This window comes from Leclercia sp. 1548, from assembly GCF_050435045.1.
GTDB lineage: Bacteria > Pseudomonadota > Gammaproteobacteria > Enterobacterales > Enterobacteriaceae > Enterobacter > Enterobacter adecarboxylatus.
Genome location: NZ_JBNDJP010000007.1, coordinates 213,236 through 239,190 on the forward strand (window position 1 = coordinate 213,236; position 25,955 = coordinate 239,190).

A 25,955-nucleotide genomic window follows, 5' to 3' on the forward strand; every position below is an offset into this window, starting at 1 on the left:
CCACAGCAAACGAGGAGGTAGCATGAAAATTATCCGCAGTGGTTCATTACCCTCAGTCCGTGGCCCCGAGGCCTGGTTTACCGGCACCGTGCGCATCGACGCGCCATTTCAGGCCACCGAGCCGGCGAAAGTGGGCGGGGCGACCGTTACCTTTGAGCCGGGGGCGCGTACCGCATGGCATACCCACCCGCTGGGACAAACGCTGATCGTCACCCAGGGACGCGGCTGGCTGCAGGAGTGGGGCAAAGAGGCAGAAGCGCTCAATCAGGGTGATATCGCGTGGATCCCCCCGGGTGTCAAACACTGGCACGGTGCCTGCGCGCAAACCGCAATGACCCACATCGCCATCGCGGAAGCGGTGGACGGCAGCCCGGTGGACTGGCTGGAGAAGGTCACTGACGACCAGTATCCGCAGCCGTAAACCAGCGCTTTTTGAGCAGGTGGATCAGCGACACGTCTGTGGGGTGAACCACGGCATGCAGCGCCCGGGTATAGTCCAGCACCAGCCCGGGCGTCCAGGCCATGTTGGTGGCGCGCTTACGCAACTGCGCGGCAATCCACAACTCAGGGATAAACAGCAGCCGCATAAAGCCGCCCCGGGAGCAGCGCTCTTTCAGCGCACCGTCCAGAGCGGCTTCCAGGGCGTAGGCCACGCTGCTGGAACAGTTGCGCCAGGTCAGGTTGTAGGTTTCGGTTTGTCGGTATTGCGTCCAGAAGCTGGTCAATGAGGCCGCATTGAAGGTGGAGAAGTGGATTTTGCGGTCGGACTCGCACCACATATTGGCTTCAAAGCGGTAGTCCGGTTGATACTTGCCCGCCACCGTATTGGCTTCCACCGCCTTCAGCAGGTTAAAAAACTCCGACGGCGAACGGTCGATCTCGGCCGCCGGGTAGAGGCTGATATAGAGCGTCGGCGGGACTTCCAGCGCCGCATGACCGGTGGAGATCACCCCGTTGGCATCGACCGCAGCGATGTAGCGGTTGATCACCGGGCGCGGGAGCGTCTGTTGTTTAGCGGACCCTTCCGGGGTCCAGACGTGGACGATCAGTTGATCCCCTGGCGTGCGCTGTACATCCTGCGGCAGGGCCTCACGCGGGCCGATCATCAGGGTCTGCGGGGCGAGAATATCGAACACCGAGCGGCCGTGGCGGATCTGGCGCATCCGTAAGGAGAGGATCACGGAATGCACTCCGCCGGTGAGCATCACCATACCGATAAACTGCGACACGGTGCCGTCATGTTCTGTCGGAAAAGGCAGGAACAGGAAAATGGCAAACAGGATTTGCAACACCCCGGACAGCAGGGCGCGACGCCAGTGGGTGAAGCGTACCACCACCGCAGAGGCGATGGTAAACAGGCCGGTAATGAAATACGCAATCCCAAACACGATGGCCAGCACAAGGGTACCGTCATGGCGACCCGATAAAATCAGAATGGCGATCAGCAGAAATACGCCGCCCTTAAAGTAAAAAATCCCCCGCTGAGTGCCTTTGGCCGCGGAGCCGAGCGCCAGCGACACCAGGCTGTCGAGCAGCAAAAACAGACCAAAAACGTGCAGGGGGAAGTGCAGCCCGCCCTGCAAACCATCAAGAAAAATGGCCAGCCCCAGCCCGCCCCAGAGCAACCCTGCCACCATAAAAAAGGGGGCCGCTTTGCGGACAAATGTCGCCCCGGCAAGTAAAAAAGCGATCTGTAGCATGGTTAACCTTCCTCCTGCGGCGCTGGGTGAAACAGGCTTCCCTTGTCTTCAGCCCAGAAGGCGACAATCACCGGGCGATCTTTGTCGGTCATCATCAGCATATTTCGCTCTGTTAAGGTGATGGGCGAATGACCGGGAATCGCCAGCGTAAAATGAAACGTCTCAGCGACAGGCTGGCCATTCGCGACCGCCTGCCAGCGCGCGGCCATCCGGGCCTGCTGTTGCGCATCGGGTAGGCACGCCAGCAGCGCGTCCCGGCTGTTAACCGGGGCTAAGGCGGCAGTAAGGGAAGGGTCCGCATCGGGATCCCAGGCGAGGCGGCCCGTTTCGGGATCAAGGGAGTACGCCATCGTCCGGGTTTGACGCATCGCGGTGCTCTGCGTTTTCTGGGCGCGAATAAACACCAGCAGCAGAGCGGCGGCGGAAAGATAAGACTGCGCCAGTAAAACCGACTCTTCCGCTGCCAGCCGGGCAAAATAGAAGGGGCCGGTTTCGCGCCAGGAGGCATAGAGCACCACGGCGCTAAAAAGAATAAACGCCAGTGAGGCCAGGCGATTACTGCAGATAACGGTGGCGGCCGTCAGCAGAACCAACGGCAGGCAGGCCAGGGCGTAGATCAGGGCGATGTTGTCGCTGCGGTCAGGCACATCGCTGAAGATCCACAGGGTCGCCAGCAACACGGCGAACACCAGACAAACACCGGGTAACGATGCTTGCCGCATCTCTTTATTCGTCGGTGCCAGCAGGCCCATCAGCGGCGGGGTGACAAACAGCGTGCCAGTGACGTTGGCGCTCCAGGCGATCCACAGCCACTGCATTTGCCAGTTCCCGGCCAGCAGGGAAAGCCAGCCTACGCCCGCCAGTGCGGCCAGGGCGCTGATAACAATCGTGGAGATCACCCAGGTGACGATGTGATGCAACCGATCGTAGCCGCGGGAAAACCGCTGCACGCACCAGGCGATGCCCAGGTGACTGGTCAGGGAAAACAGCGCCAGCACCAGCGAGACGTGAAACGTATGGTGAAAGGTCAGCCCCAGCATCAGGCGGGCGAGGAACAGGGTGAGCAACAGCGCGAGCCACTGCTTTCGCGCGGTGATCAGGAAGGCGGCGACGGCCACGCCCGACGGCAGCCAGATAAAGGCCACCCGGCTTTCCGGGCCGTCAAGGTTTAATGAGATCCAGCCCAGCAGATAATAGAGTGCGCCCCAGGCGAGTAACGAGACAGCTAAGGTTTTCTTATCTGCTTTCATCCAGGCCTCCCGGCAGCGACTATCGCTTTAAAAAGATATGACCTTTTCGCCGGGTTAGCCATTTTTGCTGCGGCGTTAGCCGCCGAACACCGCAATCGCCTGTTGCAGACGGGTGGTGCGCTGGGTGAGATGATTTGCCGCCTGGGTGACGTGCTCCACCATCCCGGCGTTGTTATGGGTCATCACCCCGATACGTGAAATCGACTCGTTAATCAGGGACAGCGCCTGAGTCTGTTCCTGGGTTGCGTGGCCGATCTCCTTAATCAGAGCCGACATATTCAACACATTACCCATCATGGCGGTCAACTGGGTTTCGGTCTGCTCGACCATATTTACCCCGGCGTTAACGCTGGCGACGTTTTTCTCGATAAGTGACGCGATCTCCTTTGCCGCAGAAGCAGAGTGTTGGGCCAGATTACGCACCTCGGCGGCGACCACGGCAAAACCGCGTCCTGCCTCTCCGGCACGGGCGGCTTCCACCGCGGCGTTCAGGGCCAGAATATTGGTCTGGAAGGCGATACGGTCGATTACGGCGATGATATCGACAATCTGGCCGTTATCCCGTGACACCGACTGCATCACGTCGATGGTCTGCTTCAACACCGCTTCGCCGCGGTACGCGCTGGCGCTGGTCTGGTCGGCCATCGTGATCGCCTCTTCCGCCGTCTGGGCGGTCTGTTTGACCGCGCTGGCAATTTCTTCCACCGCTGCGGCCGTCTGCTGCAGATCCCCAGAAGTTTCTTCCGAGCGGGTCTGCAGGGCATCACCTTCTCTGGCGACCTGCTGGCTAATCTCGCGGATGCCGCTGATTTGCGTCCCGACATCATCCACCAGCGAGTTGAGGTTTAAGCCGGACTGATTGACCAGCCGCATCATCAAGCCAATCTCATCGACCCGATCGAAATGGGTATAGTCGGTTTTGCGGCCCGAGACCACGCGCTGCATCTGTTTGACGATGGTTTTCACCGGGCGGCATATCTGGGCATTAAGAAATAACGCCAGCAAAATAAACAGCAGCGCCAGGCCAACACTCTGTATTACCCCGCCCGGAAGTAATAAAGGAAGCGCCAGGGCGAGCAGGGCGGTAATACCAACGGAGTAATTAACCCGCTTCGCGGTGCTGAGCCGTTTGAATATTGAAAGAAAAGAGAGTATTCCCCGACGCACCAGCACGCCTTTATAAAAACGATGGCCTTTTATTTCGTTATTTCGCACCCGCTGATAAAGCGCCTCACTGGCATCAATTTCATGGCGCTCGGGAATATTACGCACCGAAATATAGCCGGTGAGCGTATCGTTCTGGTAGACCGGCGTAACGTTGGCCCGCACCCAGTAGTGATCGCCGTTGCGACGGCGATTTTTAACCAGCCCGGTCCAGCTCTCGCCCTGTTGCAGGGTATACCACATATCGCCAAAGGCTTCTGCGGGCATATCAGGATGGCGAATCACATTATGCGGTTCACCGATAAGGTGTTCTTCTTTATAACCACTGGCATCAATAAAGGCAGAGTTGGCGTAAGTAATATGACTCTGAATAGTGGTGGTCGACATTAGCGTCGAACCTTCGTTAAGCAAATACTCGTTTTGTGTAACGTGATTGTTACGCCTCATGAATAACTCCATGGTGATGTCTGAGTAAAAGAGAAGCCGCCCGAAAAAGAGTCAGGCAAGGTTAAGGTTTTATTCTTTAATATTACGGCTGGCGTATTCTCCACAATCTTCAATGAATTAGAAAGCGCCGGAATTAACTATTTTTTCGTATTAATCTGTGCTTATGTAATCAAATTGCAATGCGCGTGGGATAAAAAACAGCGCGGGCGGGAATTAATGTGACTTAAGGTAAATATTAAGGAAATAATGAATCCGTGGCAAAAACCAGACTGCCGATATCGTGTTTCATTAACATTCATAAAACATTATGATTGTTGGCCCGGTTTTTCCATCTCAGCAGGAAATGTGATGAAAATCAATATTGTTGGCACCAGCGGCAGCGGTAAGAGTACGCTGGCCCGCAGAATGGCCGCCGAACTGGCGCTCCCTTATATCGAAATGGACACCCTGTACTGGCTGCCTGACTGGCAGGGCACACCGGATCACTTCCTGTTCGCCAGGCTCGAAACAGTGCTCAACGCCAGCCCTGGCTGGGTGCTGGACGGCAACTACAACCGCACCCGTCCGGTAAAATGGCGCAACGTCGATCTGGTGGTGTGGGTGGATTACGGCTTTGTCCGTACCCTGTGCCAGGCGGTGACGCGGGCGGCAAAACGCGCCTGGACCCAACAGGAGCTGTGGCCCGGCACTGGCAACCGGGAAAGTTTTCGGCGCTCCTTTTTCAGCCGCGAGTCGATCCTGCTGTGGACGATGAAAACCTGGCGCAGCAATCGCGCACGTTATGAAGCGGACATGGAAAACCCCGCCTTTGCCCATATTCGCTTCGTGCGTATCACCTCCCGTCATCAGGCTGACGCGCTGATCGCAGAGCTTCGTGCCTCACGCTAACCTGGCGCCTTATATCTGAAATCCGGCAAACCAAATGTAAATTAATTGTTTCTCAGCGGTGAAATCGCCCCTTAATAATGGCGACATGTTTAGTCAAACGAGATTGCAACATGTCATGGCGAATCAGCATCCTGGATAAAAGTCCTGTCGCAGAAAACGAAACGGCCGCCGATGCGTTAGCACGTACGCTGAGCCTGGCTCAGCAGGCAGAAACCCTGGGGTATCACCGTTTCTGGATTGCCGAACACCACAACACCCCGCAACTGGCCAGCCCGTCGCCCGAACTGCTGATCGCCTGGATCCTAGGGCAGACCAAACGCATTCGCGTCGGCTCCGGCGGGGTAATGCTGCAACACTACAGCCCCTACAAAGTCGCCGAAAACTTCAACCTGCTGGCCGCCATTGCCCCCGGTCGTGTGGATCTGGGCGTCGGCAAAGCGCCTGGCGGTCTGCCGCTTTCAACCCGGGCGCTTCAAATCGGCCTCAGCCAGCAGGAGAAGGGCGATTTTGCCGCCCAACTGGCGCAGCTGAAAGGCTGGATCTCCCCGGGCTCACCAGACGAGGACGTTCGCGCCACGCCGTTACCGCAGGTGGCGGCGGCTGGCTTTCTGCTGGGTGCCAGCGCGGAGAGCGCGCGCCTTGCTGCCAGCCTCGACTGGGACTTCGTTTTCGCCGCTCATCTGAATGGCGATCCTGAACTGCTGCGGGACGTGATCGGCACCTGGCGCGAGCATAGCCTCAGAGAGGTGATTGTCGCGGTGCAGGCCATCGTCGCCCCGACCCAGGCGCAGGCCGAGGCACTGGCGAAATCTGTCGAAGTGTGGGGCGTAGAATTGACCAATGGCCAGCGCGTGACGGTCGCCAGCGAAGAGCAGGCTTACGCCTTTGCCCGTCAGGCAGGCAGCGAGCCGCTACGCATCGCCCGCCGCGCCCAGTCTCTGCTGGTGGGCACCGCGGAGTCGGTGATCGGGCAACTGGAGGCGCTGCATCAGCAGTGGGGCATTGATGAGTTCATCATTGATACCCCGGTGGCTGACGGGGCTGCCCGGGTGCAATCTCTGCGCCTGCTGGCCCAGGCCCGGGAATAGCGGGAGGTGGCGGTATGAGCCTCGAACAACAGCTGATCGCCTGGCGTCGCGAGCTGCACCAGAACCCTGAACTCTCCGGCGAAGAGGTGCAAACCACCGCCCGCCTGCGCCAGTGGCTGGGGGAGGCCGGGATCACCGTCCTGCCTTATGACCTGGCAACCGGGGTGGTTGCGGAAGTGGGCAAGGGCGAAAAACAGATTGCCCTGCGCGCCGATATCGACGCCTTGCCGATTGAGGAGCGCAGCGGCGTAGCCTTTACCTCTCAACGTCCTGGCGTGATGCATGCCTGCGGCCATGACATCCATACCAGCGTGATCCTCGGCGCGGCCTTAACGCTTAAAGCGCGGGAGGCCTCACTTAATGGCCGGGTGCGGATCCTGTTCCAGCCTGCGGAAGAGAACTTCGGCGGTGCCAAAAGCCTGGTGCGCGCCGGGGCTTTGCGCGACGTTAGCGCCATCTTCGGCATGCATAACGAACCTGGTCTGCCGGTGGGCAGTTTCGCCACACGCGGCGGCCCTTTTTACGCCAACGTCGATCGCTTCGTGTTCCGTATTACCGGCAAAGGGGCGCACGCCGCCCGTCCACATGAAGGCAACGACGCCATTCTGCTCGCCAGCCAGCTGGTGACCGCCCTGCAAAGCGTTGCCAGCCGCAACGTCAACACCCTCGACTCGGTGGTGCTGAGCGTGACGCGCATTACCGGCGGCAATACCTGGAACGTGTTGCCCGAGAGCGTCGAGCTGGAGGGCACCTTGCGCACGCATCGCACGCAAGTGCAGCAAAACGTGAAGGCCCGGGTGGCTGAAATCGCCGCCGGGTTTGCCAGCGCCTTCAACGCGCAAATTGATATCACCTGGTATGCCGGGCCCACCGCGCTGGTCAATGACGCCAACTGGGCGGAATTTGCCACCTCAGTGGCCAGCGAGAGCGGCTATGAAACCCGGCAGGCCGAGCTGCACATGGGTGGGGAGGATTTCGCCGTCTATTTGCAGCAGATCCCCGGGGCCTTCGTCAGCATCGGCAGCGCCAGCCAGTATGGTTTGCATCATCCGGCCTTTAACCCGGACGAGGCATTAATTGCACCCGCCGCGCGCTATTTCGCCCGACTTGCGGAAAAAGCACTGAATCAACTTTAAGGGTAAGGAGTGAATATGTCCGCAACACGACAGCTGCGACTGGGCACGATATTGCATGGCGCCTCCGGGAACATGTCGGCCTGGCGTCATCCGGCGGCACCTGCCGATGCCAGCATCAATTTCAATTTTGTTAAAGAGACGGCCCTGAAGGCCGAAGCGGGGAAGCTCGACTTTATCTTTGTCGCCGATGGCCTCTACATCAACGAAAAGTCGATCCCGCATTTTCTCAACCGCTTTGAGCCGCTGACCGTGCTGTCGGCGCTGGCGACCGTCACCTCACGGCTGGGGCTGGTGGGGACGCTGTCCACCTCTTACAGCGAGCCGTTTACCGTGGCGCGCCAGTTTGCCAGCCTCGATCACCTGAGCAATGGCCGGGCGGGCTGGAACGTGGTGACCTCGCCGCTGGAAGGCTCCGCTAAGAACTTCTCCCGCGACACGCACCCGGAGCATGCCTTGCGTTACCGCATCGCCGATGAATATCTCGACGTGGTGAAAGGGCTGTGGGACTCCTGGGAGGGCGATGCCTTTGTGCGCAACAAAGAGACCGGGCAGTTCTTCGATCCGCAAAAGCTGCACACCCTCGATCACCATGGCGATTTCTTTAAGGTGGCCGGGCCGCTGAATATCGGCCGCACGCCGCAGGGCAGACCGATTGTCTTCCAGGCCGGTGCCTCGGACGACGGCAAAAAGCTGGCGGCAAAACATGCCGACGCCATCTTTACCCATCATGACACCTACGAAGAAGCCCAGGCGTTCTGGCACGACGTGAAAAGCCAGCTGAAACAGCATGGGCGAAGCAATGATGAGCTGCACATCTTCCAGGGGGTGAGCGTGATCGTCGGGAAGGACGCCGACGACGTGGAGCAGCAGTACCAGACCACGGCGGCGCTGGTCTCCATCAACGATGCCCTGAACTATCTCGGCCGCTATTTTGAGCACCATGACTTCAGCCAGTACCCGCTGGATGAACCCTTCCCGGACATTGGCGACCTGGGGAAAAACAGCTTCCGCAGCACTACCGATGAGATCAAGCGCAACGCCCGGGAGCGCAATTTAACCCTGCGCCAGGTGGCGCTGGAAGCCGCCTCGCCGCGCCCACGTTTTTCCGGCACTCCGGAACAGGTGGCGGACGGCCTTCAGCAGTGGTTTGAAGGCTATGCCGCAGATGGTTTCATCATCCAGGGCGGCACCCCGGATACCTTCCCGCGTTTCGTTGACCAGGTGGTACCGCTGTTGCAGGCGCGCGGTCTGTTCCGCACCGAATACCCCGGCACCACGCTGCGTGAGAGCCTGGGATTAGAGCAACCCGCCAATCAGTTCACACAACAATAAGAGAACCTGCCATGCAAAAATCATCGCTTATTCTGGCGCTCGCGCTGGCCTTTACCCCTGCCGTCTGGGCAGAGAACGTCAATATTAACGGCACCGGGGTCAGCCTTGAGGCTAACAAAACGCCGATCAACACCGCCAAAAACCCGCAGGCCATCGCCCAGCTGCCCGCCAGCTTTAAGCCGGTGGTGCCGGGGAAATTCACCGTGGCGATTGCCGGGTTGAGCCAGCCGCCGCTGACGGTGTTTGCCGATGACAACAAAACCCTGATCGGCAGCGAGGCTGACATTGCCCGTCTGGTGGCGGATAGCCTCGGGCTGGAGCTGAACGTGGTGCCCACCTCCTGGGAGGACTGGCCGCTGGGGGTGACCTCCGGGAAATATGACGCGGCGATCAGCAACATCACCGTGACCAAAGAGCGTAAAGAGAAGTTCGATTTCGCCACCTACCGGAAGGATTCGCTGGGCTTCTACGTGAAATCCTCCAGCCCGATCAAGAAACTGGAGACGGCGGAAGACATCGCCGGGCTGCGCATTATCGTGGGTTCCGGCACCAACCAGGAGGCGATCCTGCTGGCGTGGGATGCGGAAAACCGAAAGAATGGGCTGAAGCCCTTCACCCCGATCTACACCAAAGACGATGCCGCCCAGACCCTGGCGCTACAGTCCGGTCGGGCTGACGCCTACTTTGGCCCGAACGTGATCGGCGCATGGAAAGCGGCCCTCAACGGCAAAACGAAGCTGGTGGGCAGCGTGGATGGCGGCTGGCCGAAAGCGGCGCACATCGCCGTGACCCTGAAAAAAGGCAGCGGCCTGGCGGAGCCGGTGCAGACTGCCCTCAACGGCGTAATCAAGAACGGTGACTACGACAAGGTGCTGAACCGCTGGGGTGAAGGCGTGGAGCGTATCCCGAGTTCCGAAGTTAACCCGGCTGGCCTTGGTGACTAAGGAGAACCTATGCGCGACCTTTTTCGTGATGTTTCGCCGGAAGACGCCGATCTTCAACCCATCATTAATGGGCTGTTCGGAGAGTACGCGGCGCGCTACGGCGACTATTTCTCTAAAGATGCGGAGGTCGAACTGACCGAGTGGTATCTGGCGCCGCAGGGGCTGTTTATTGTGCTGGAGCGCGACGGAAAAATCATCGCCACCGGGGCCTATAAACCCTTCGATGCCCAGACCGCCGAGATCAAACGGATCTGGACCGACAAATCCCTGCGCCAGCAGGGGCTTGCCGCCCGGGTGGTACAGGAGTTGGAGCGCCGGGCGATACTGGCCGGATACAGCCAGATCTACCTCACCACCGGCTTTCGCCAGCCGGAGGCGGTGCGACTCTATCTAAGCCAGGGCTACACGGCCCAGTTCGACCTGTCCCGCGACCCGGAAGAGTACAGCCAGCCGCCGTTCGACGGACGGCTGCGCTTCACCAAAACGCTGGTACGTGAAACGTTCAGTAAATCGGCATGAGGAACGACCATGAACAACGTTGAAACCATCAAAGTGGTCCCGGCGCGCTACCCGCTGCGCACGGTGGGCGCGATCGTGGCGCTGTTTGTACTGGCGGTGGTGATCCAGTCAGTGGCCTTTAACCCCCGCTGGGAGTGGAGCGTGTTTGCGCGCTGGTTCTTCGACCCGGTGATCCTGGAAGGGGTGGGGCAGACGCTGCTGCTGACCCTGATTGGCACCGCGCTCAGCGTGGTGATCGGCGGCCTGTTAGCGCTGGCGCGGCTCTCGTCATCCTGGCTGTTGAGCAGTCTCGCCTGGGGTTACATCTGGCTGTTCCGCTCCCTACCGCTGATTGTGGTGCTGATCATCCTCTATAACTTCTCCTATCTGTACGACACCCTGTCCCTCGGCGTGCCGTTCACCGGCATTACCTGGGGCAGCTTTGAGACCATCAATGTGCTGGGGCAATTCTCCACCGCGGTGGTCGGGCTGACGCTGGTGCAGAGCGCCTATACGGCGGAGATCATTCGCGGCGGCTTCCTCGGGGTCGATCACGGCCAGTATGAAGCGGCAGCGGCCCTGGGCTTACCGGCCTCGCGTCGCACTCTGCGGATTATTTTGCCGCAGGCGCTGCGCACCATTCTGCCGGCCGGATTTAACGAAATCATCAGTCTCGCCAAGGGCACGGCGATGGTTTACGTCCTGGCGATGCCGGAGCTGTTCTACACCATCCAGATGATCTACAACCGCACCCAGGAGGTGATCCCGCTGCTGATGGTGGGGGCCGTCTGGTATCTGGTGATCACTACCGTCCTTTCCGCCATCCAACATCTGGTTGAGCGCGCCCTGGCCCGCAGCGAGCGCCGCTCGGCGGTGAACTCCACCCGCGCAACCCGCACCCGTTCCGTTACCACCCAAACCACACAGGAGCCTGTCCATGCAAGCCTCTCCTGAAGGACATATTTCGATAACTGGCGTCAGCAAATTCTTTGGTCGCCACAAGGCGCTGGATAACGTCTCGCTGGAGATCCCGCCCGGCTCGGTAACGGTGATCCTCGGCCCGTCCGGCTCCGGTAAATCCACGCTGCTGCGCACCATTAACCACCTGGAGCGGGTCGATGAAGGCTTTATCCAGATTGACGGGGATTACATTGGCTATCGGCGGGAGGGCAACACGCTGTACGAGCTGAAGGAGAACGCGATCCTCAAACAGCGGGTTAACGTCGGCTACGTGTTCCAGAACTTCAACCTGTTCCCGCACCTGACGGTGCTGGAGAACCTGATCGAAGCGCCCATCGCGCATAAACAGCTGAGCCGTAAAGAGGCGGTAGAGCGGGCTTACGATCTGCTGGACGTGGTGGGGCTACGCGATAAAGCCGATGCCTGGTCACGCCATCTTTCCGGCGGGCAGCAGCAGCGCATCGCCATTGCCCGCGCGCTGGCGCTGCGCCCGCGAGTGATGCTGTTTGATGAGCCGACCTCGGCGCTCGATCCCGAACTGGTGGGCGAGGTGCTGGACGTGATCAAAAAGCTGGCCCGCTCCGGCACGACGCTGGTGGTGGTCACGCACGAGATTGGCTTCGCCCGGGAAGTGGCCGACCAGGTGGTGTTTATGGTGGATGGCAAAATCGTGGAACAGGGCAGCAGCGACGAGGTGTTGAACCGCCCATCCCACGCCCGAACACGGCAGTTCCTGTCGAAAGTGCTCTAAGGAGAGAAGATGAAAAAAGGATTACTGGCGCTATTCATGGCGGCGTCGACCAGCCACGCCGCCATCGATTTTAAAGCTAACGAGCAGCCGCTGCCGGTATCGGTAGACCCGCAGGCGGTGGCGAAGATCCCGGCGAACTACAAATTTGTCGAACCGGGTACATTAACCGTCGCCATTTCAGCCCTGAACTCACCGCCGCTGGCGTTGCTGGCCAGCGATAACCGCACCCGCATTGGCAGTGACCCGGATATCGCCCGACTGCTGGCGGGCAGTCTCGGGCTGAAGCTTAAGCTGGTGCCGACGGCGTGGGAGGACTGGCCGCTCGGCATTACCTCCGGGCGCTATGATGTGGCGCTGGTGAACATTGCGGTGACCGAGCAGCGTAAACAGAAGTTTGATTTCGCCACCTATCGCGTCGATTCGCTGGCCTTTTCGGTAAAGTCTACCAGCGAGGTGCAGTCGATTAAGGGGGCCGCCGATCTGGCGGGTAAAACGGTGATTGTCGGCTCTGGCACCAATCAGGAGCGCATTCTGTTGGGCTGGAACGAAGAGAATAAAAATGCCGGGCGCGAGCCTGCGCTGCCGGTCTACCTGACTGACGACGCCTCCGGCAATCTCTATATTCAGTCCGGCAGGGCAGATGTGTTCTTCGGCCCGCAGTCGGTCTCGGCCTATAAAGAGGCCCTGACCGGCAAAACCCGTGTGGTGGGCTTAGGGCCGAAAAAAGCGTACGTCGCCACCACCACCAAAAAGGGGAATGAGTTGGTGTATGCCTTGCAGGCCGCGCTCGACGGCGCCATCCAGCGGGGTGATTACCAGAAGGTGCTGGCGCGCTGGGGCGAGCAGGGCGAAGCGGTGGCGCAATCGGTGGTCAACCCGCCCGGGATAACCTACTGAGGCTGCTCTACACTTAAGGCTTTGACTGAGGTGTTACCGATGATCAAAGTCTATGGCGTCCCTGGCTGGGGTTCAGCCATCAGTGAAGTCATGCTGACCCTGGCCGACATTCCCTATCAGTTCATCAACGTTGACGGGTTTGATAAGCCCGGCGAAACCCGTGAACTTCTCGAAAAACTCAACCCCTTGTGCCAGGTGCCGACCCTGGAGCTGGAAAACGGCGAGATCATGACGGAAACGGCAGCCATTGCGCTGCTGGTGCTGGATCGCTGTCCCGATCTGGCACCGCCCGTCGGGCACGCGGATCGCCAGCAGTTCCAGCGCCTGCTGATCTGGCTGGTGGCCAACGTCTATCCCACCTTTACCTATGCCGATTACCCGGAACGCTGGGCGCCAGACGCCCCGGAACAGCTGCAACAAAGCTGCCGCGAATACCGCAAATCGCTCTACCTGTGGCTGGATAATCACCTTAAAGCCACGCCCTATACCTTTGGCGAGCAGATTACCCTTATCGACTGTTATCTGTGTGTGATGCGTACCTGGGGGCCACGCCCGGACTGGTTTGCCGCTAATACGCCGAACATCACGGCAATTGCCGATAGCGTGTGCAAGCTCCCGAAACTGCACAAGGTGCTAAAAGCGAACGATATTCTCTGCTAGTCTGAAACGCTTACTCAAAAGGAGCCTGCACATGCCACACGTAGATATTAAATGTTTTCCCCGTGACCTGAACGACGAGCAAAAAACCGCCCTGGCCGCAGATATCGCCGAGGTGATTACCCGCCATCTGAACAGTAAAGATCGTTCTATTTCTGTGGCCCTGAACGAGGTTCAGGAAGCCGACTGGAAAACGCAGGTGTGGGATACGGAGATTGGCCCGAAGCTGGACGAGTTGATTAAGAAGCCGGGATATTCGATGTAAAGGCAAAACGGTAACTCAGGTTACCGTTGCGTGCGTTTGCTCTCTCTGCTGTGGGGGAGTGGATCAGAGCGCACTGTTTTGCCGGGCGGCGCTGCGCTTGCCCGGCGATAATCGCGCGGCATCCATCGGCCGGATGAGGCCTAGTTGCCACCCGATGAACAGGGTAATTTGGTAAAATACTGTATTTTGTTGCCATGTCATTTCCTCAGGCGTTCTGCTGCTTATTAGAATAATGATTAATAATTTTTTATCATGGTGCTTATATAATTCGGCTTCACTTTCATTTTCCTTTTGTAAATAAATAATCCATTTTATATTTGCTTGTTGATTGCTTTATATTTATTAATTTCTTTGGTGAATGTTATTAAGTTTTTGGCGCCTGGTTTTGCTGGGTTGAATCATATTTTAATTATCAATAGGGGTGTAATATTGAAATAAAGCCACCGTTAATTAAAAGGATGTTTGACAATGGAAGGGCAATCCGAATTACTCCAGCAACAGACGACCTTAAACCGATATTTACTGTACTTTCCCCATAATCAAAACGTTATTCCTGATGTTCATTCATTTACTGGAACAGAGGGATTGAGCGAGTCCTGGCGCTATACTATCCGCTTTACCAGTCCGGATCAGAACATTGCCATTGATGCCGTCCTTAACCAGATGGCTGAATTTATTCTGCGTGCCCCCAATCCAAAAGCCGCCTGGCAAGGGCAAACGCCCTGGCTGCCGGTACGGCAGATCAATGGCACGATCACCAAATTTTCCCGCCTTAAGTCTTCAGGTGATGAAGCCCTGTATGAATGTGTGCTGGAGCATGAGCTGGCGCTGCTGGATAAGAACTATCGTTCCGCCGTGTACATGAACATGACGGTCCCGGAGCTTGTCACAAAGCTAATGAAGGACAGTGGTCACTTTGAAGGCTACAACATCGATTTTGACCAACTGAGCCACAACTATCTGCGTCGGGAAATGATCGTTCAGTGGAAAGAAACCGATCTGCAGTTTATCCGCCGGCTGTTGGCTGAAGTGGGGATCTGGTTCCGCTTAGAGAATCACGACAAAGTGAAGGCTGAAACTGTGGTTATTTTCGGCGATTCTGACCGCCGTTACCGCTTTTGCGACAAACAGGTGCCTTATGTCCGCCATTCTGGCATGACCAGTTATGCCGAATACATAACCGATCTGGAAGAACAGCACGACCTGATCCCTAAAAACGTGCTGGTTCGCACCTACAACTACCGCGAACCGCATTCACCGCAGGCGGATAAAACCATTGAAATGAGTGACATTCCTCAGGGCATCACTTTCGGGCAACACTATCACTACGCCGATCCCTATCTCACTGATGGTGACTGTTATGGCACAGAGGCGGAAACGGCTACGTTTTACGCAAGGTTGCGCTATGAGCGTCTACTGAACAGCCAGAGTGTTCTGGGGGCAACCACCAGCGATCCCGAACTTCAGCCGGGCATTATGTTTAACCCTACAGGCCCCATCCCTGATGGGTTTAAGTCCGGTTTTCTGATAACGAAGATGACTATCCGCAGCAGCCGCGCGGAACACTACCGCGCCGTGTTGTCGGGGATCCCCTGTACCAGGAGCTACAGCTTCCGCCCTGGCTATATACCCCGACCAGTGATAGCCGGAACGATACCCGCCAGAGTGGCGGCTATCGGGGGAGATAAAACCTATGCCGGGCTTGATGCGCATGGTCGCTACCGGGTGAAGTTTGATTTTGACCTTGATGAAAAGCGTGACGGGTTCGAAAGCGCCCTGGTACGCCTCGGCAGAGCGTATGCGGGTGACACCTTTGGTATCCACTTTCCACTACTGGACGGAACCGAGGTCGCCGTGGGTTTTGAAGGCGGCGATCCAGACCGGCCTTTCATTGCTCACGTAATGCACGATGGCAGCCGGCCGGATTTAGTCACCAACCGCAACGATAGCCGCAACGTGATCCGCACGGCCGCGTCCAACAAGATCCGTCTTGAGGACCGCCGCGGCAAGGAGCATATCAAGATTTCCACGGAGTACGGCAAAGGGCAATTCAGCGTTGGCCACCTGGTGGATGCGGAAGGTAAAAAACGCGGGGAAGGCGTGGAAGCCCGTACCGACGACTGGATGGCGCTGCGTGCCGCTAAAGGGGTGATGATAACCACAGAGGCCCAGCCGCGTGCCGCGGGAAAACAGCTGGATATGACGGACGCCATTGCGCAACTGGAGAAAGCCTTAACGCTGGCGATGACCCTGCAGCAAAGTGCGCTGACGGCTGGTGCCAGTCATGTGGAAACCGATCGGCAGAATGCGCTCAGCCAGACGTTAAGTCACCTCACGGGGCCTGGCATTCTGGCGTATGGCAAAAACGGCGTCGCTCAGGTGACCCCGGATAGCCTGCAACTGTCAGCCGGGCAAGACCTGATCGTCACGGCAGGCAATGATACCAGCATGAATGTGGTGAAAAAATTCTCGCTGGCCGTGGGGGAGAAAATTTCGCTGTTTGCCCGCAAGCTCGGTATCCAGATGATTGCCGGCGCGGGAGATATTACGTCTCAGGCACAGCGCGGTGAAATGCACATGCTGTCGCAGAAGGATTTTACGATGACCAGCACCGCCGGGAAGATGAACGGCAGTGCCCGGGAGGGGATGCAGTTTGTCTGCGGCGGGGGCGGGATCCGTATCAGCCCAAACGGGCTGGTTACCCTTTTCTCGCCAACCGGCATTGAACTGAAAGCGCCGAGCCTGAAATACGACGGTCCGGATAGTGCGTCAGTCCAATCACCATCCTTCGAGAAAGGCGCATTTAAACTCCGTTACAAGCTGCACGCTGGCGATGACCCGGAGCAAATTCTGGCGAACAAAAAATTCAGACTGACGAATTCGGCCGGCCAGATTGTAGAAGGCGTCACGGACAGCAAGGGTCATTCACCGCTGCTTGATGCTGACGACCTCGATAGTTACAAAATGGAGCTGATGGAATGACGGAGTCGAAGACAAAACCGTACGCCCCGCGGGTGGTATCGGAAGGGGATATTCCGGTACACAGAACTCTGGGAGAGGCTGCCCAGACGCGCAACGTGGGAGTACCGCGCCCGATGCCGGGGATTATCATTCTGATCCACGGCGTGAACGATGTGGGTGAAGCCTACCAGAATCAGGAGAAGGGGATACTTGCAGGACTGGGGAAACGGCTTAACCGCCAGGATTTTTACGCCCATCAGTGGAAAGATTACAGGATCGCGGCGCCCGGTCGCTCGCCCATTATCCCGTTTTACTGGGGATATAAACCGGTCACCCATGACGATTACCGGGCAGATCAGAAACGCTACCGGGAAGAGGTCGGCAAGATGAGTGACAAAGCCCATTTACCCTATGATGCTTACCAGGAAGATAACGAAGCGAATAAAGCCGCGCTGGGTAATGACGGCAACGGACCGTTTAAGTACCACAACGATAACTTCAAAAATGCGCTGGATACGCACTTTGCCAAAAATGGCGGGACCTTTGCTAATGCTACGACCACTATCCCCGATATGTTAGGACCCGGTGCGGGTGGCTTCGGTGTGGCCGCTGCGGGATTTGCTTCGTTGCACTTTAATGATGGCGATTTCACGCATCCTATCTTTGAAAACCCGCACCGGATTTATCAATTCTTTGCCGCTCAACGGCTGGCGGATTTGATTCTGCAGATTCGAAGTGAGCCTATTACTGTAAAAGATGTGATTAACGTTGTGGCCCACAGTCAGGGCACGATCATTACCATGCTGGCAAATATGCTGGTTAAGCAAGCCGGATATGCTCCGGTTAACTGTGTGATTCTTAACCACTCTCCCTATTCACTAGAGTCGCGCGTGGCTGAAAATATTCAGCCTGGCTATCAACAGACCGACTCAGCAAGACAGAAGACCTTTAAAAACTTCTGTCGCCTGATGTATACGCAATGGAAAGGTGGCGGAAAGATGTCTGAAGCGGAATTATTGAACCTGGAGGCCTCCTGTATCCTGCGAAAGCCCTCCGATAACCCGCTGCGATCCGATGACAGATATTGCCGTAGCAACGACGGTAAAGTGTATAACTATTTTTGCCCGAACGACGGTGTCGTGTCGCTGGAAAATGTGCAGGGTATCGGCTGGCGTGGCATTCCTCAGAAACTAGCCAGTGAAATTCCTAATCTGTATCAGCGCGTGTTTTATCAGCATGGTGAGGTGGGAAAAGCCCCTGACGCTAAACCCTTAGAGTTACCGCCACGAAAGGAGGGGGATGCAAAATATGCCTTCTGGACAAATGCCAGCTACAGTGCGCGCGATGTAGTGGTTAATGGCGAGGAATTACCGGAACCTTTTATTTTCAAGCTTCAGGGTCAGGATAATTATCCTGATAACGATCCGAAAACCAGCGACACGCCCTATACGTATTATATCGATCCCGATAGCCCGGATGCCTACATCTCTTATTCAGCCAAGGCCAGCACCATCAAACGCACGGAATCTGCGATGTATATGCTCAACAGTTACCAGCGTATTAGCTGGAAACCGGGACATATTTTAACCCCAGACGAACTTAAAGTTGAAAAGGCCGACAGAAAACTCGACGTTATTCATGGAGCGGTCAGTGGTTCTAAAGACTATCCAGTGCTGACCATTACCTGGCGGAAAACTCGTGAGGAACTGGAAAAGGAATGGCAGAAAACCGATCCGGTAGGTTACAGCCAGCACTCTTCTATTGTGATGAGTGAATATGCGCCTTCACATGCGATGGCGTTCGATCTGGCAATTGGACAATGTAAATCGTTTGACTATAAGGCTGGGAAATTCTGGGAAGAGCTATTACATCTGGCAGACTGGCGCGACCCACTGAATAAAAATAGTGATGCTAAAGAATATTATCGATCAGGCAAATTACCTGAGATCTCAACAAAATTCCATATGAATAAGCCCGAAAAAGTGCTGCCTGAAGGTGAGTTCGGGGTGGAGAATGATTATGCCGGTAACCGACCCCGTGCACGTAATCCAAGGCATATTGAGATGGGGATTGTCAGGTCGGAAGATTTCCAGGAAATAAAGTTATTGCAATGGGAAATGCCAAAACCTAAAAGTGACAGCCAACTGGCTTAAGGATCGAGCATGAAAGGATTATGTACCGCTTTCGCAGTGGCCGCTGTTGTAATGGCTGCTGAATGCATGGCAAAGGAACCGCCGACACAAGTTATTTATCGGTTCGATGACCATCGCTACCTGGAGCTTAAAGGCTGGGACTGCGAAGGTGAACTCTGGTACACGGATATAAAACGAGGTATTCACACCCAACCAGCCAGCCAGTTTTATCGAATATTTACCCGTAAATTCATCCATCCGTCAGAGAAATATATAGCTATTACCAACTGGGAGGTGGATGGATTCCTTGTTTCGAAAGATTATGGCGAAACATGGAGGGCTGTTGGCTTTGCTCCCGGTCATAATGAACCTAATGGGGATAACAGAGCACCAGCCGAAGACGCGGTGTCGTTTACCGTCGTCAACGATCAGGGTTTTTTGCAGACCAGACACCGGCTGTATATTTCGTCAAAGCCGTTTGAAGACCCACGCATTTTGCCCGGCGGTCCAGGGATTGCTTATACCGTAGATGACGGGATGGGAAATAAAGTAAGCGATAGGCTGGAATCCCGTTTCCCTGGATGGGCCTGGGGCATGGTCTACATGACTAAGCAAGCGCTGGGGAACAGCACTCAGCAATTTAAGACGAACTGGCAAGATTTACCCGATAAAGTCCCCGAAGTAAAAGAGTACGCCGGCTGGGATCGGATGCGCTGTGATATGGATGCGGGGCGATAAATAATGAAAGGATTATGTGCCGTTCTCGCAGTGGCCGCTGTTGCACTGGCTGCTAATTGTATGGCGAAGGAGCCACCGACGCAGGTGGTATATCGCTTCGATGACCATCGCTACCTGGAATTGAAAGGCTGGGATTGTCAGGGAGAACTCTGGTATACCGATACAAAGCGGGGCATTCACTCACAGCCTTATTTTCAGTTTTACCGGATATTCACCCGTAAATTTATCCATCCTTCAGAACGTTATATTTCTATCCCAAACTGGGAGGTGGATGGATTCCTTGTTTCGAAAGATTATGGCGAAACATGGAGGGCTGTTGGATTTGCTCCCGGTCATAATGAACCTAATGGGGAGAAAAGAGCACCGGCCGAAGACGCGGTGTCGTTTACCGTCGTCAATGATCAGGGTTTTTTGCAAACTAAACACCGGCTGTACATGTCATCAAAGCCGTTTGAAGACCCGCGGATTCTGCCTGGCGGCCCGGGCATTGAATATACGGTGGATGACGGTATGGGAGGCACAGTCCACGGGAGGCTGGAACCTCATTTCCCAGGGCATGCATGGGGACTGGATTACATCACCAAAGAAGCTCTAAAAGAGGATACCGCGCAGTTTAAGATAAACTATCAGGACCTACCCGACAAAGTCCCCGAAGTTAAGGGTTATACCGGCTGGGATCGGATGCGCTGTGATATGGATGCGGGGCGATAAATAATGAAAGGATTATGTGCCGTTCTCGCAGTGGCCGCTGTTGCACTGGCTGCTAATTGTATGGCGAAGGAGCCACCGACGCAGGTGGTATATCGGTTCGATGATCACCGCCACCTAGAAATCAAAGGCTGGAACTGCGAAGGTGAGCTCTGGTACACGGATACAAAGCGAGGTTTCCATTCAAGAATAGCCAGTCAGTTTTATCGAATCTTTACCAAAAAATTCGTACATCCATCAGAACGCTATCTTGCAATTCCATGGTGGGGACATATTACTGGTGGTTTTTCAGTATCCAAGGACTATGGGAAAACATGGGAAAGAGGGGGGGCATCCATGTCGCCTGGAGGCAATGAACCTGATGGAGGTAACGCGCCTTATTATGATGATGTTATCTCTTTCACTGTCGTCAATGATCAGGGTTTTTTGCAAACTAAACACCGGCTGTATATGTCGTCAAAGCCTTTTGAAGACCCGCGGATTCTGCCTGGCGGCCCGGGCATTGAATATACGGTGGATGACGGTATGGGAGGCACAGTCCACGGGAGGCTGGAACCCCGGTTCCCTGGTTGGGCCTGGGGCATGATCTACATGACTAAGCAAGGGCTTGAGGGCAGCTCTCAACAACTGAAGAGGAACTGGCAAGATTTACCCGATAAAGTCCCCGAAGTGAAAGGTTACACCGGCTGGGATCGGATGCGCTGTGATATGGACGCGGGGCGATAAGTGATGAAAGGATTATGTGCCATTCTCGCAATGGCCGCTGTTGCACTGGCTGCAGAATGTATGGCGAAGAAGCCACCGATGCAGGTGGTATATCGGTTCGATGACCATCGCTACCTGGAATTGAAAGGCTGGGATTGTCAGGGAGAACTCTGGTATACCGATACAAAGCGGGGCATTCACTCACAGCCTTATTTTCAGTTTTACCGGATATTCACCCGTAAATTTATCCATCCTTCAGAACGTTATATTTCTATCCCAAACTGGGAGGTGGATGGATTCCTTGTTTCGAAAGATTATGGCGAAACATGGAGGGCTGTTGGCTTTTCTCCCGGTCATAATGAGCCTAATGGGGATAACAGAGCACCAGCCGAAGACGCGGAGTCGTTTACTGTTGTCAACGATCAGGGTTTTCTGCAGACCAGACACCGGCTGTATATGTCGTCAAAGCCGTTTGAAGACCCGCGGATTCTGCCTGGCGGCCCGGGCATTGAATATACGGTGGATGACGGTATGGGAGGCACAGTCCACGGGAGGCTGGAACCCCGATTCCCTGGTTGGGCCTGGGGCATGATCTACATGACTAAGCAAGGGCTTGAGGGCAGCTCTCAACAACTGAAGACGAACTGGCAAGATTTACCTGATAAAGTCCCCGAAGTGAAAGATTACGCCGGCTGGGATCGGATGCGCTGTGATATGGATGCAGGGCGATAAATGATGAAAGGATTATGTACCGTTCTCGCAGTGGCCGCTGTTGCACTGGCTGCTAATTGTATGGCGAAGGAGCCACCGACGCAGGTGGTATATCGGTTCGATGACCATCGCTACCTCGAACTCAAAGGCTGGGATTGTCAGGGAGAACTCTGGTATACCGATACAAAGCGGGGCATTCACTCACAGCCTTATTTTCAGTTTTACCGGATATTCACCCGTAAATTTATCCATCCTTCAGAACGTTATATTTCTATCCCAAACTGGGAGGTGGATGGATTCCTTGTTTCGAAAGATTATGGCGAAACATGGAGGGCTGTTGGCTTTTCTCCCGGTCATAATGAGCCTAATGGGGATAACAGAGCACCAGCCGAAGACGCGGTGTCGTTTACCGTCGTCAATGATCAGGGTTTTTTGCAAACTAAACACCGGCTTTATATGTCGTCAAAGCCGTTCGATGACCCACGCGTTGTCACTGGGGGCCCCGGTATTACGTACACACTTGACGATGGTACCGTCCAGTCAATTACCCCGGAATTTCCCGGTTGGAAGTGGGGTATGGTGTACTTTACTAAGGGATGGCTCGAAGGAAAAGTTGTAAGTCATGAACAAAACTATCAGGACTTACCTGATACAGTCCCGGAGGTGAAAGGTTACACCGGCTGGGACCGGATGCGCTGCGATATGGATGCAGGACGATAAGGAGATAAAAATAATGAAAGGTGTCATTCGACTGAACGACCCGCTTATAGGCGGTGGAAAAGTTATAAAAGCCACTGGTGCTGACTTTATGGGTAAGCCTGTAGCCCTGAGTGGTGATCTGGTGCAGTGCCCTATGCACAAAGGGACATTCACTATCAATGAATGTCATCCAACCTGGACCATGCACGGCAAGGGGGTTGTGGTGGATGGTTGTCACGCGGCCTGTGGCTGCGAAATCAAAAGCACCTTGCCTGTTGCGGGGGCTGCGTGATGAAAGAGTGGTGGTTATACAAGCAACAGCCAGATGCAGAAAGTAATGTATCCGTCGCGGTAATTATTGCCATATATGTTCTGGCTATAGGCGCCAGTCTGCTGATCAGAGCATTAACCTGGCCTGAAAAGGAACATGTTACTGCTATATTTTTTGTGCCTTCCGTTATTCTGCCTTTCTGCCTTGTCTCTATGTTTGTATATATAGCGTTCATGTTTGATGATACCCATGTTCACTATTTCGAAACGCGTAAATTCATCGCAAAAGAGCGAGAAATCAATTTAAAAACGTATGCTCGGAAAAATGTGGCTATTGCAGCCTGGTCTGCAATCACTCCTCTGGAGCAACCGGCACTGAATATGTTGAAGCTTGAAGGGGAGTTTCCGCTGGCACCGAAAACGCCGGTTAAAATTCATCAGGAAGCGCTTTTCGACCAGTCCCGTAATGAACAGATATTTAATCGCCTGCTGGCCCCGATGGCCGAAAAGCTGAATCGATACAATTATCGTGTGTTTGAAACCGTTGTCTGGGTTCGCGGTGGGAATGAGAATTGTATTGAAGAACTCCGGCGCTCACTGGAGCGAATGGGTGTTGATCATGCCAGTACCTGCAAAATTGAATATATGACGGAATGCCCCGATTATGCGCTTATCAGCCAATGGGCTAATCTGGCAGATTACAGGATTGAAAACCGGTTAGTTGTTATTCTTGATTTGCATGAAGAAGACGACGAATCAAAGTGCATGGAAAATGCCTGTGCATTCCTGCTGACCAACCATTATGTTTGGGAGGAAGGTGAAAAACCGGTTTATCTGTATCAGCCCATGTCCGGTGTCACAGATATTGAGGCAAAAATGCCGATCTATCTGCAGGTGGAATCTGTGCTTACGCCAAAAACGCTCTGGTATACCGGTCTTTCCCGTACCGAGAAATACCCGTTAATGCAGGCCCTGGATGAAAAGGGGCAGGCGCCGGAACGTTTGGATCTTGATACCTCATTAGGCGAGAAGAGTGCCGGGTATCGGTGGCTCGCGCTGGCGTTGGCGGCAGATGCGGTGAAATATGCCCAGGGGGAGCAGTTGGTGGCTTCTTCAGAAAAAAACAAATTTAGTATTACTGCGCTCTCTTCTCAGAAAACCGCCACTCCTGCAAACCTTGTATGGGGGACATGGAGTAATCCACTGTTGCCTGCAGGTATGGCGGCGTTTTTCTTTATAGTTTCACTCTTTGCGTATTATATTAGTTTCGCAGTTGAAAATGATCCCCTCTCTATGTGGGAGCTTGTTGCAAGCATCATCATCCCATTTGTTGTTTTTATTGGCACAGGTTTTTTACTTTTAATAGTAAAAACCAACGAAGCTTATAAGGATATAGGATACTAAAATTTATACCGCCCAGGCGAGCCGCTTACTTTCAAAGGGTACTGGTATTTACCCGCTTGCCAATATCTTTTAGCTGAGAATATTTTTCCAGCAGTTGCGGCCCGTCATCCAGACTCATCGCAAACATCCACATGTAGGTCATGACCGAATAGATATGCCCGGCATCCATTCCGCCTTCGAACGACATGGTCAGTATGGTACTGGCGAATAAAATCGCGGTCACCGTACCGATGGCTAAATAGCCAAACGCTTCCCGATCTGACAGCTTAATTCGGAGCCGCGCCAGCACATCGTAGTGCCTGGACAACGACCTCCTGGATGCGCTGTTCACGAACGCCACCTCTTTTTCCAGCCGATCGTTTAGTCGCACGAATAGCGCTTCGTTCCTGGAGGAGAAGCCCGGTAAAAAGAGGGCAAAAAAAGCCAGGATGAACAGACAGGCGACGCCGGTCCAGAACTGTAGCAGGAGCAACATCGCCGCGGCACCGATGATTGACGCGACAGAGGTCACCAGCACCGGCAGATGTTTCTCGAAGAAATCAACAAATTCACGCGACAGCGCCACGCGTGCGGCAATGGTTGAGGCGCTGTGCTGCTCTTCGCGTTGCGCAATGATGACCGGAACGGCCAGCTCGGCGTAAATGCGCGCAAAGGTGCGGGTATCGATGCTGCGTCTTGCCGCGCCAATCGCCCACATCACAAACACCATCACCGCATAGAGCACGGCATGTAACGCCTGGCCCGTAACAATGGCATTGATCGCAAAGCCTGCCAGCAGAGGGTAGAGCAGCATCGTGATATTTTCAGCCGCCACCAGTAAGAACGTGAGAATGAGTTTTCGGCTATGTCGTTGGCCCAGCAGTTTGAGGGTTTTGACCGCGCTGTTTGATACTGCGGCGGGTGCCGCATTTTTTAAGGTAAGCATAAAGTTTTTTGTTAAGATGGACTTGAGCGGTTGCTCAAATCTGTGGGGTGAGTCTATTTGAGCGCTTGCTCAAAGTCAACATAGGCAGGTCGATGAAAGAAGCAAAAGAGGCGTTAAAAGTCAGGATTCTGGACGGGGCTATCGCTCTATTTCTGGAGAAGGGGATTGCCAACGTCACCACGCGTGAGTTGACCGAGTCGTTAGGGATCTCACGCAGCCATATTTATCATTATTTCAGCAACTGGCAGGCCTTGTGTATTGCGGCGCTGGAGCGGTTTATGCGCGACGAGCTGGAAATCTTTACGCGTGAGGTGGCGGCCTTACCCTCTACGCAAAAAATGGATCGTCTGGTCGCCGATTTTTTGCCCTTTGAGCAGGATGCCGCCTGGCAGCTGTATGGCGCAACCTGGCAATTGGCGCTGCATAACGACGTATACGCTGAACTGGTTGAATCCATTATGCAGGCGTGGAGCGAACTGGTGCGCGACATCATTGAGGAGGGCGTCGAAAATGGAACCTTCCGCGCGTGCGACGCCAGCCGCACCACGCGACAGCTCATCTCACTCCTGAGCGGATATGATGAGTTTCTGGGTGTGCGACCCTCAGCAGAAAAGTGCGCAATGGTCCAGGCCGATATTGCCGATTTTATCCGACGGTTTATTTATAAGGCGTAAGAGCCGGTTTTAACCCGGCGGGCTGCGATCTACCCCCTTAATCTCTCTCGA

Annotated in this window: 24 protein-coding genes and 1 pseudogene; 21 read left to right on the top strand and 4 right to left on the bottom strand. The window is 55.2% G+C overall.

What is annotated here, in order from left to right; genetic code table 11:
• The first annotated feature begins 22 nt into the window (after positions 1–22).
• Positions 23–421, top strand: a complete 399-nt coding sequence (locus ABIE02_RS18705; protein WP_191152298.1) for a (R)-mandelonitrile lyase — start codon at positions 23–25, stop codon at positions 419–421.
• On the opposite strand, the gene ABIE02_RS18710 is transcribed toward ABIE02_RS18705, so the two are convergent.
• The 3 genes from ABIE02_RS18710 to ABIE02_RS18720 form a co-directional block, all read right to left on the bottom strand.
• On the bottom strand, positions 393–1,700 hold the full coding sequence (locus ABIE02_RS18710; protein WP_059307871.1) for an HdeD family acid-resistance protein: 1,308 nt from the start codon (positions 1,698–1,700) through the stop codon (positions 393–395). The two genes, ABIE02_RS18705 and ABIE02_RS18710, sit on opposite strands and share 29 nt — an antisense overlap.
• Before the next feature lie 2 nt (positions 1,701–1,702).
• Positions 1,703–2,950 carry an MASE1 domain-containing protein gene (locus tag ABIE02_RS18715; RefSeq protein WP_336994583.1) on the bottom strand — a complete coding sequence of 416 codons (1,248 nt, stop codon included), beginning with the start codon at positions 2,948–2,950 and terminating at the stop codon, positions 1,703–1,705.
• A 75-nt stretch (positions 2,951–3,025) separates the two neighbouring features.
• Positions 3,026–4,561 (bottom strand): methyl-accepting chemotaxis protein, encoded by a 1,536-nt coding sequence (locus ABIE02_RS18720; RefSeq protein ID WP_336994584.1) that lies wholly within the window; start codon positions 4,559–4,561, stop codon positions 3,026–3,028.
• A gap of 348 nt (positions 4,562–4,909) precedes the next feature.
• Between ABIE02_RS18720 and ABIE02_RS18725 the strand changes: the two genes are divergently transcribed.
• The 19 genes and pseudogenes from ABIE02_RS18725 to ABIE02_RS18815 all read left to right on the top strand — a co-directional run bounded on the left by ABIE02_RS18725 (position 4,910) and on the right by ABIE02_RS18815 (position 24,305).
• A complete protein-coding gene (locus ABIE02_RS18725) occupies positions 4,910–5,449 on the top strand; it encodes an adenylate kinase (RefSeq protein WP_336994585.1) in 540 nt (179 codons plus the stop codon).
• Between the two features lie 110 nt (positions 5,450–5,559).
• A complete protein-coding gene (locus tag ABIE02_RS18730) occupies positions 5,560–6,537 on the top strand; it encodes an LLM class flavin-dependent oxidoreductase (RefSeq protein WP_336994586.1) in 978 nt (325 codons plus the stop codon).
• A 14-nt stretch (positions 6,538–6,551) separates the two neighbouring features.
• Complete coding sequence (locus ABIE02_RS18735) at positions 6,552–7,673, top strand: amidohydrolase (RefSeq protein WP_032618161.1); 1,122 nt, start codon at positions 6,552–6,554, stop codon at positions 7,671–7,673.
• 15 nt (positions 7,674–7,688) lie between these two features.
• Positions 7,689–9,949, top strand: a pseudogene (locus ABIE02_RS18740) (NtaA/DmoA family FMN-dependent monooxygenase).
• 9 nt (positions 9,950–9,958) lie between these two features.
• Entirely contained in the window at positions 9,959–10,468 is a 510-nt protein-coding gene (locus tag ABIE02_RS18745; RefSeq protein ID WP_150870979.1) for a GNAT family N-acetyltransferase, read from the top strand.
• A gap of 9 nt (positions 10,469–10,477) precedes the next feature.
• A complete protein-coding gene (locus tag ABIE02_RS18750) occupies positions 10,478–11,401 on the top strand; it encodes an amino acid ABC transporter permease (RefSeq protein ID WP_032618165.1) in 924 nt (307 codons plus the stop codon).
• Positions 11,385–12,158 (top strand): amino acid ABC transporter ATP-binding protein, encoded by a 774-nt coding sequence (locus tag ABIE02_RS18755; RefSeq protein ID WP_059307879.1) that lies wholly within the window; start codon positions 11,385–11,387, stop codon positions 12,156–12,158. The genes ABIE02_RS18750 and ABIE02_RS18755 overlap by 17 nt, the downstream gene beginning before the upstream one ends.
• A gap of 9 nt (positions 12,159–12,167) precedes the next feature.
• On the top strand, positions 12,168–13,055 hold the full coding sequence (locus ABIE02_RS18760; protein WP_336994587.1) for a transporter substrate-binding domain-containing protein: 888 nt from the start codon (positions 12,168–12,170) through the stop codon (positions 13,053–13,055).
• 39 nt (positions 13,056–13,094) lie between these two features.
• On the top strand, positions 13,095–13,715 hold the full coding sequence (locus tag ABIE02_RS18765) for a glutathione S-transferase family protein (RefSeq protein ID WP_032618168.1): 621 nt from the start codon (positions 13,095–13,097) through the stop codon (positions 13,713–13,715).
• A gap of 31 nt (positions 13,716–13,746) precedes the next feature.
• The gene (gene pptA, locus ABIE02_RS18770) at positions 13,747–13,977 is read left to right on the top strand and encodes a tautomerase PptA (RefSeq protein ID WP_059307881.1); all 231 of its coding nucleotides are present in this window, start codon (positions 13,747–13,749) and stop codon (positions 13,975–13,977) included.
• Between the two features lie 468 nt (positions 13,978–14,445).
• Positions 14,446–16,959 carry a DUF2345 domain-containing protein gene (locus ABIE02_RS18775; protein WP_429211410.1) on the top strand — a complete coding sequence of 838 codons (2,514 nt, stop codon included), beginning with the start codon at positions 14,446–14,448 and terminating at the stop codon, positions 16,957–16,959.
• Positions 16,956–19,091 carry a T6SS effector phospholipase Tle3 domain-containing protein gene (locus ABIE02_RS18780; RefSeq protein WP_144837988.1) on the top strand — a complete coding sequence of 712 codons (2,136 nt, stop codon included), beginning with the start codon at positions 16,956–16,958 and terminating at the stop codon, positions 19,089–19,091. The genes ABIE02_RS18775 and ABIE02_RS18780 overlap by 4 nt, the downstream gene beginning before the upstream one ends.
• A 9-nt stretch (positions 19,092–19,100) precedes the next feature.
• Positions 19,101–19,808: a T6SS immunity protein Tli3 family protein gene (locus ABIE02_RS18785; RefSeq protein ID WP_032610787.1), complete on the top strand. Its 708-nt coding sequence runs from the start codon at positions 19,101–19,103 to the stop codon at positions 19,806–19,808.
• A gap of 3 nt (positions 19,809–19,811) precedes the next feature.
• Entirely contained in the window at positions 19,812–20,519 is a 708-nt protein-coding gene (locus tag ABIE02_RS18790; protein WP_144837986.1) for a T6SS immunity protein Tli3 family protein, read from the top strand.
• A gap of 3 nt (positions 20,520–20,522) precedes the next feature.
• On the top strand, positions 20,523–21,242 hold the full coding sequence (locus ABIE02_RS18795) for a T6SS immunity protein Tli3 family protein (RefSeq protein WP_098946241.1): 720 nt from the start codon (positions 20,523–20,525) through the stop codon (positions 21,240–21,242).
• A gap of 3 nt (positions 21,243–21,245) precedes the next feature.
• A complete protein-coding gene (locus ABIE02_RS18800; protein ID WP_336994747.1) occupies positions 21,246–21,953 on the top strand; it encodes a T6SS immunity protein Tli3 family protein in 708 nt (235 codons plus the stop codon).
• A gap of 3 nt (positions 21,954–21,956) precedes the next feature.
• On the top strand, positions 21,957–22,652 hold the full coding sequence (locus tag ABIE02_RS18805) for a T6SS immunity protein Tli3 family protein (RefSeq protein ID WP_336994748.1): 696 nt from the start codon (positions 21,957–21,959) through the stop codon (positions 22,650–22,652).
• 13 nt (positions 22,653–22,665) lie between these two features.
• A complete protein-coding gene (locus tag ABIE02_RS18810; RefSeq protein ID WP_032618206.1) occupies positions 22,666–22,923 on the top strand; it encodes a PAAR domain-containing protein in 258 nt (85 codons plus the stop codon).
• A complete protein-coding gene (locus ABIE02_RS18815; RefSeq protein WP_223263948.1) occupies positions 22,923–24,305 on the top strand; it encodes a hypothetical protein in 1,383 nt (460 codons plus the stop codon). Before ABIE02_RS18810 ends, ABIE02_RS18815 begins: the two co-directional genes overlap by 1 nt.
• A 31-nt stretch (positions 24,306–24,336) precedes the next feature.
• On the opposite strand, the gene ABIE02_RS18820 is transcribed toward ABIE02_RS18815, so the two are convergent.
• Positions 24,337–25,230 (bottom strand): ABC transporter six-transmembrane domain-containing protein, encoded by an 894-nt coding sequence (locus ABIE02_RS18820; RefSeq protein WP_032618172.1) that lies wholly within the window; start codon positions 25,228–25,230, stop codon positions 24,337–24,339.
• Between the two features lie 92 nt (positions 25,231–25,322).
• Between ABIE02_RS18820 and ABIE02_RS18825 the strand changes: the two genes are divergently transcribed.
• Positions 25,323–25,904 (top strand): TetR/AcrR family transcriptional regulator, encoded by a 582-nt coding sequence (locus ABIE02_RS18825; protein ID WP_262660348.1) that lies wholly within the window; start codon positions 25,323–25,325, stop codon positions 25,902–25,904.
• Positions 25,905–25,955 lie beyond the last annotated feature (51 nt).

Excerpts from the sequence above, each read along its gene's own strand:
- ABIE02_RS18705 (WP_191152298.1), top strand. The coding sequence starts at position 23 with ATGAAAATTATCCGCAGTGGTTCATTACCCTCAGTCCGTGGCCCCGAG.
- ABIE02_RS18710 (WP_059307871.1), bottom strand. The coding sequence starts at position 1,700 with ATGCTACAGATCGCTTTTTTACTTGCCGGGGCGACATTTGTCCGCAAA.
- ABIE02_RS18715 (WP_336994583.1), bottom strand. The coding sequence starts at position 2,950 with ATGAAAGCAGATAAGAAAACCTTAGCTGTCTCGTTACTCGCCTGGGGC.
- ABIE02_RS18720 (WP_336994584.1), bottom strand. The coding sequence starts at position 4,561 with ATGAGGCGTAACAATCACGTTACACAAAACGAGTATTTGCTTAACGAA.
- ABIE02_RS18725 (WP_336994585.1), top strand. The coding sequence starts at position 4,910 with ATGAAAATCAATATTGTTGGCACCAGCGGCAGCGGTAAGAGTACGCTG.
- ABIE02_RS18730 (WP_336994586.1), top strand. The coding sequence starts at position 5,560 with ATGTCATGGCGAATCAGCATCCTGGATAAAAGTCCTGTCGCAGAAAAC.
- ABIE02_RS18735 (WP_032618161.1), top strand. The coding sequence starts at position 6,552 with ATGAGCCTCGAACAACAGCTGATCGCCTGGCGTCGCGAGCTGCACCAG.
- ABIE02_RS18745 (WP_150870979.1), top strand. The coding sequence starts at position 9,959 with ATGCGCGACCTTTTTCGTGATGTTTCGCCGGAAGACGCCGATCTTCAA.
- ABIE02_RS18750 (WP_032618165.1), top strand. The coding sequence starts at position 10,478 with ATGAACAACGTTGAAACCATCAAAGTGGTCCCGGCGCGCTACCCGCTG.
- ABIE02_RS18755 (WP_059307879.1), top strand. The coding sequence starts at position 11,385 with ATGCAAGCCTCTCCTGAAGGACATATTTCGATAACTGGCGTCAGCAAA.
- ABIE02_RS18760 (WP_336994587.1), top strand. The coding sequence starts at position 12,168 with ATGAAAAAAGGATTACTGGCGCTATTCATGGCGGCGTCGACCAGCCAC.
- ABIE02_RS18765 (WP_032618168.1), top strand. The coding sequence starts at position 13,095 with ATGATCAAAGTCTATGGCGTCCCTGGCTGGGGTTCAGCCATCAGTGAA.
- pptA (WP_059307881.1), top strand. The coding sequence starts at position 13,747 with ATGCCACACGTAGATATTAAATGTTTTCCCCGTGACCTGAACGACGAG.
- ABIE02_RS18775 (WP_429211410.1), top strand. The coding sequence starts at position 14,446 with ATGGAAGGGCAATCCGAATTACTCCAGCAACAGACGACCTTAAACCGA.
- ABIE02_RS18780 (WP_144837988.1), top strand. The coding sequence starts at position 16,956 with ATGACGGAGTCGAAGACAAAACCGTACGCCCCGCGGGTGGTATCGGAA.
- ABIE02_RS18785 (WP_032610787.1), top strand. The coding sequence starts at position 19,101 with ATGAAAGGATTATGTACCGCTTTCGCAGTGGCCGCTGTTGTAATGGCT.
- ABIE02_RS18790 (WP_144837986.1), top strand. The coding sequence starts at position 19,812 with ATGAAAGGATTATGTGCCGTTCTCGCAGTGGCCGCTGTTGCACTGGCT.
- ABIE02_RS18795 (WP_098946241.1), top strand. The coding sequence starts at position 20,523 with ATGAAAGGATTATGTGCCGTTCTCGCAGTGGCCGCTGTTGCACTGGCT.
- ABIE02_RS18800 (WP_336994747.1), top strand. The coding sequence starts at position 21,246 with ATGAAAGGATTATGTGCCATTCTCGCAATGGCCGCTGTTGCACTGGCT.
- ABIE02_RS18805 (WP_336994748.1), top strand. The coding sequence starts at position 21,957 with ATGAAAGGATTATGTACCGTTCTCGCAGTGGCCGCTGTTGCACTGGCT.
- ABIE02_RS18810 (WP_032618206.1), top strand. The coding sequence starts at position 22,666 with ATGAAAGGTGTCATTCGACTGAACGACCCGCTTATAGGCGGTGGAAAA.
- ABIE02_RS18815 (WP_223263948.1), top strand. The coding sequence starts at position 22,923 with ATGAAAGAGTGGTGGTTATACAAGCAACAGCCAGATGCAGAAAGTAAT.
- ABIE02_RS18820 (WP_032618172.1), bottom strand. The coding sequence starts at position 25,230 with ATGCTTACCTTAAAAAATGCGGCACCCGCCGCAGTATCAAACAGCGCG.
- ABIE02_RS18825 (WP_262660348.1), top strand. The coding sequence starts at position 25,323 with ATGAAAGAAGCAAAAGAGGCGTTAAAAGTCAGGATTCTGGACGGGGCT.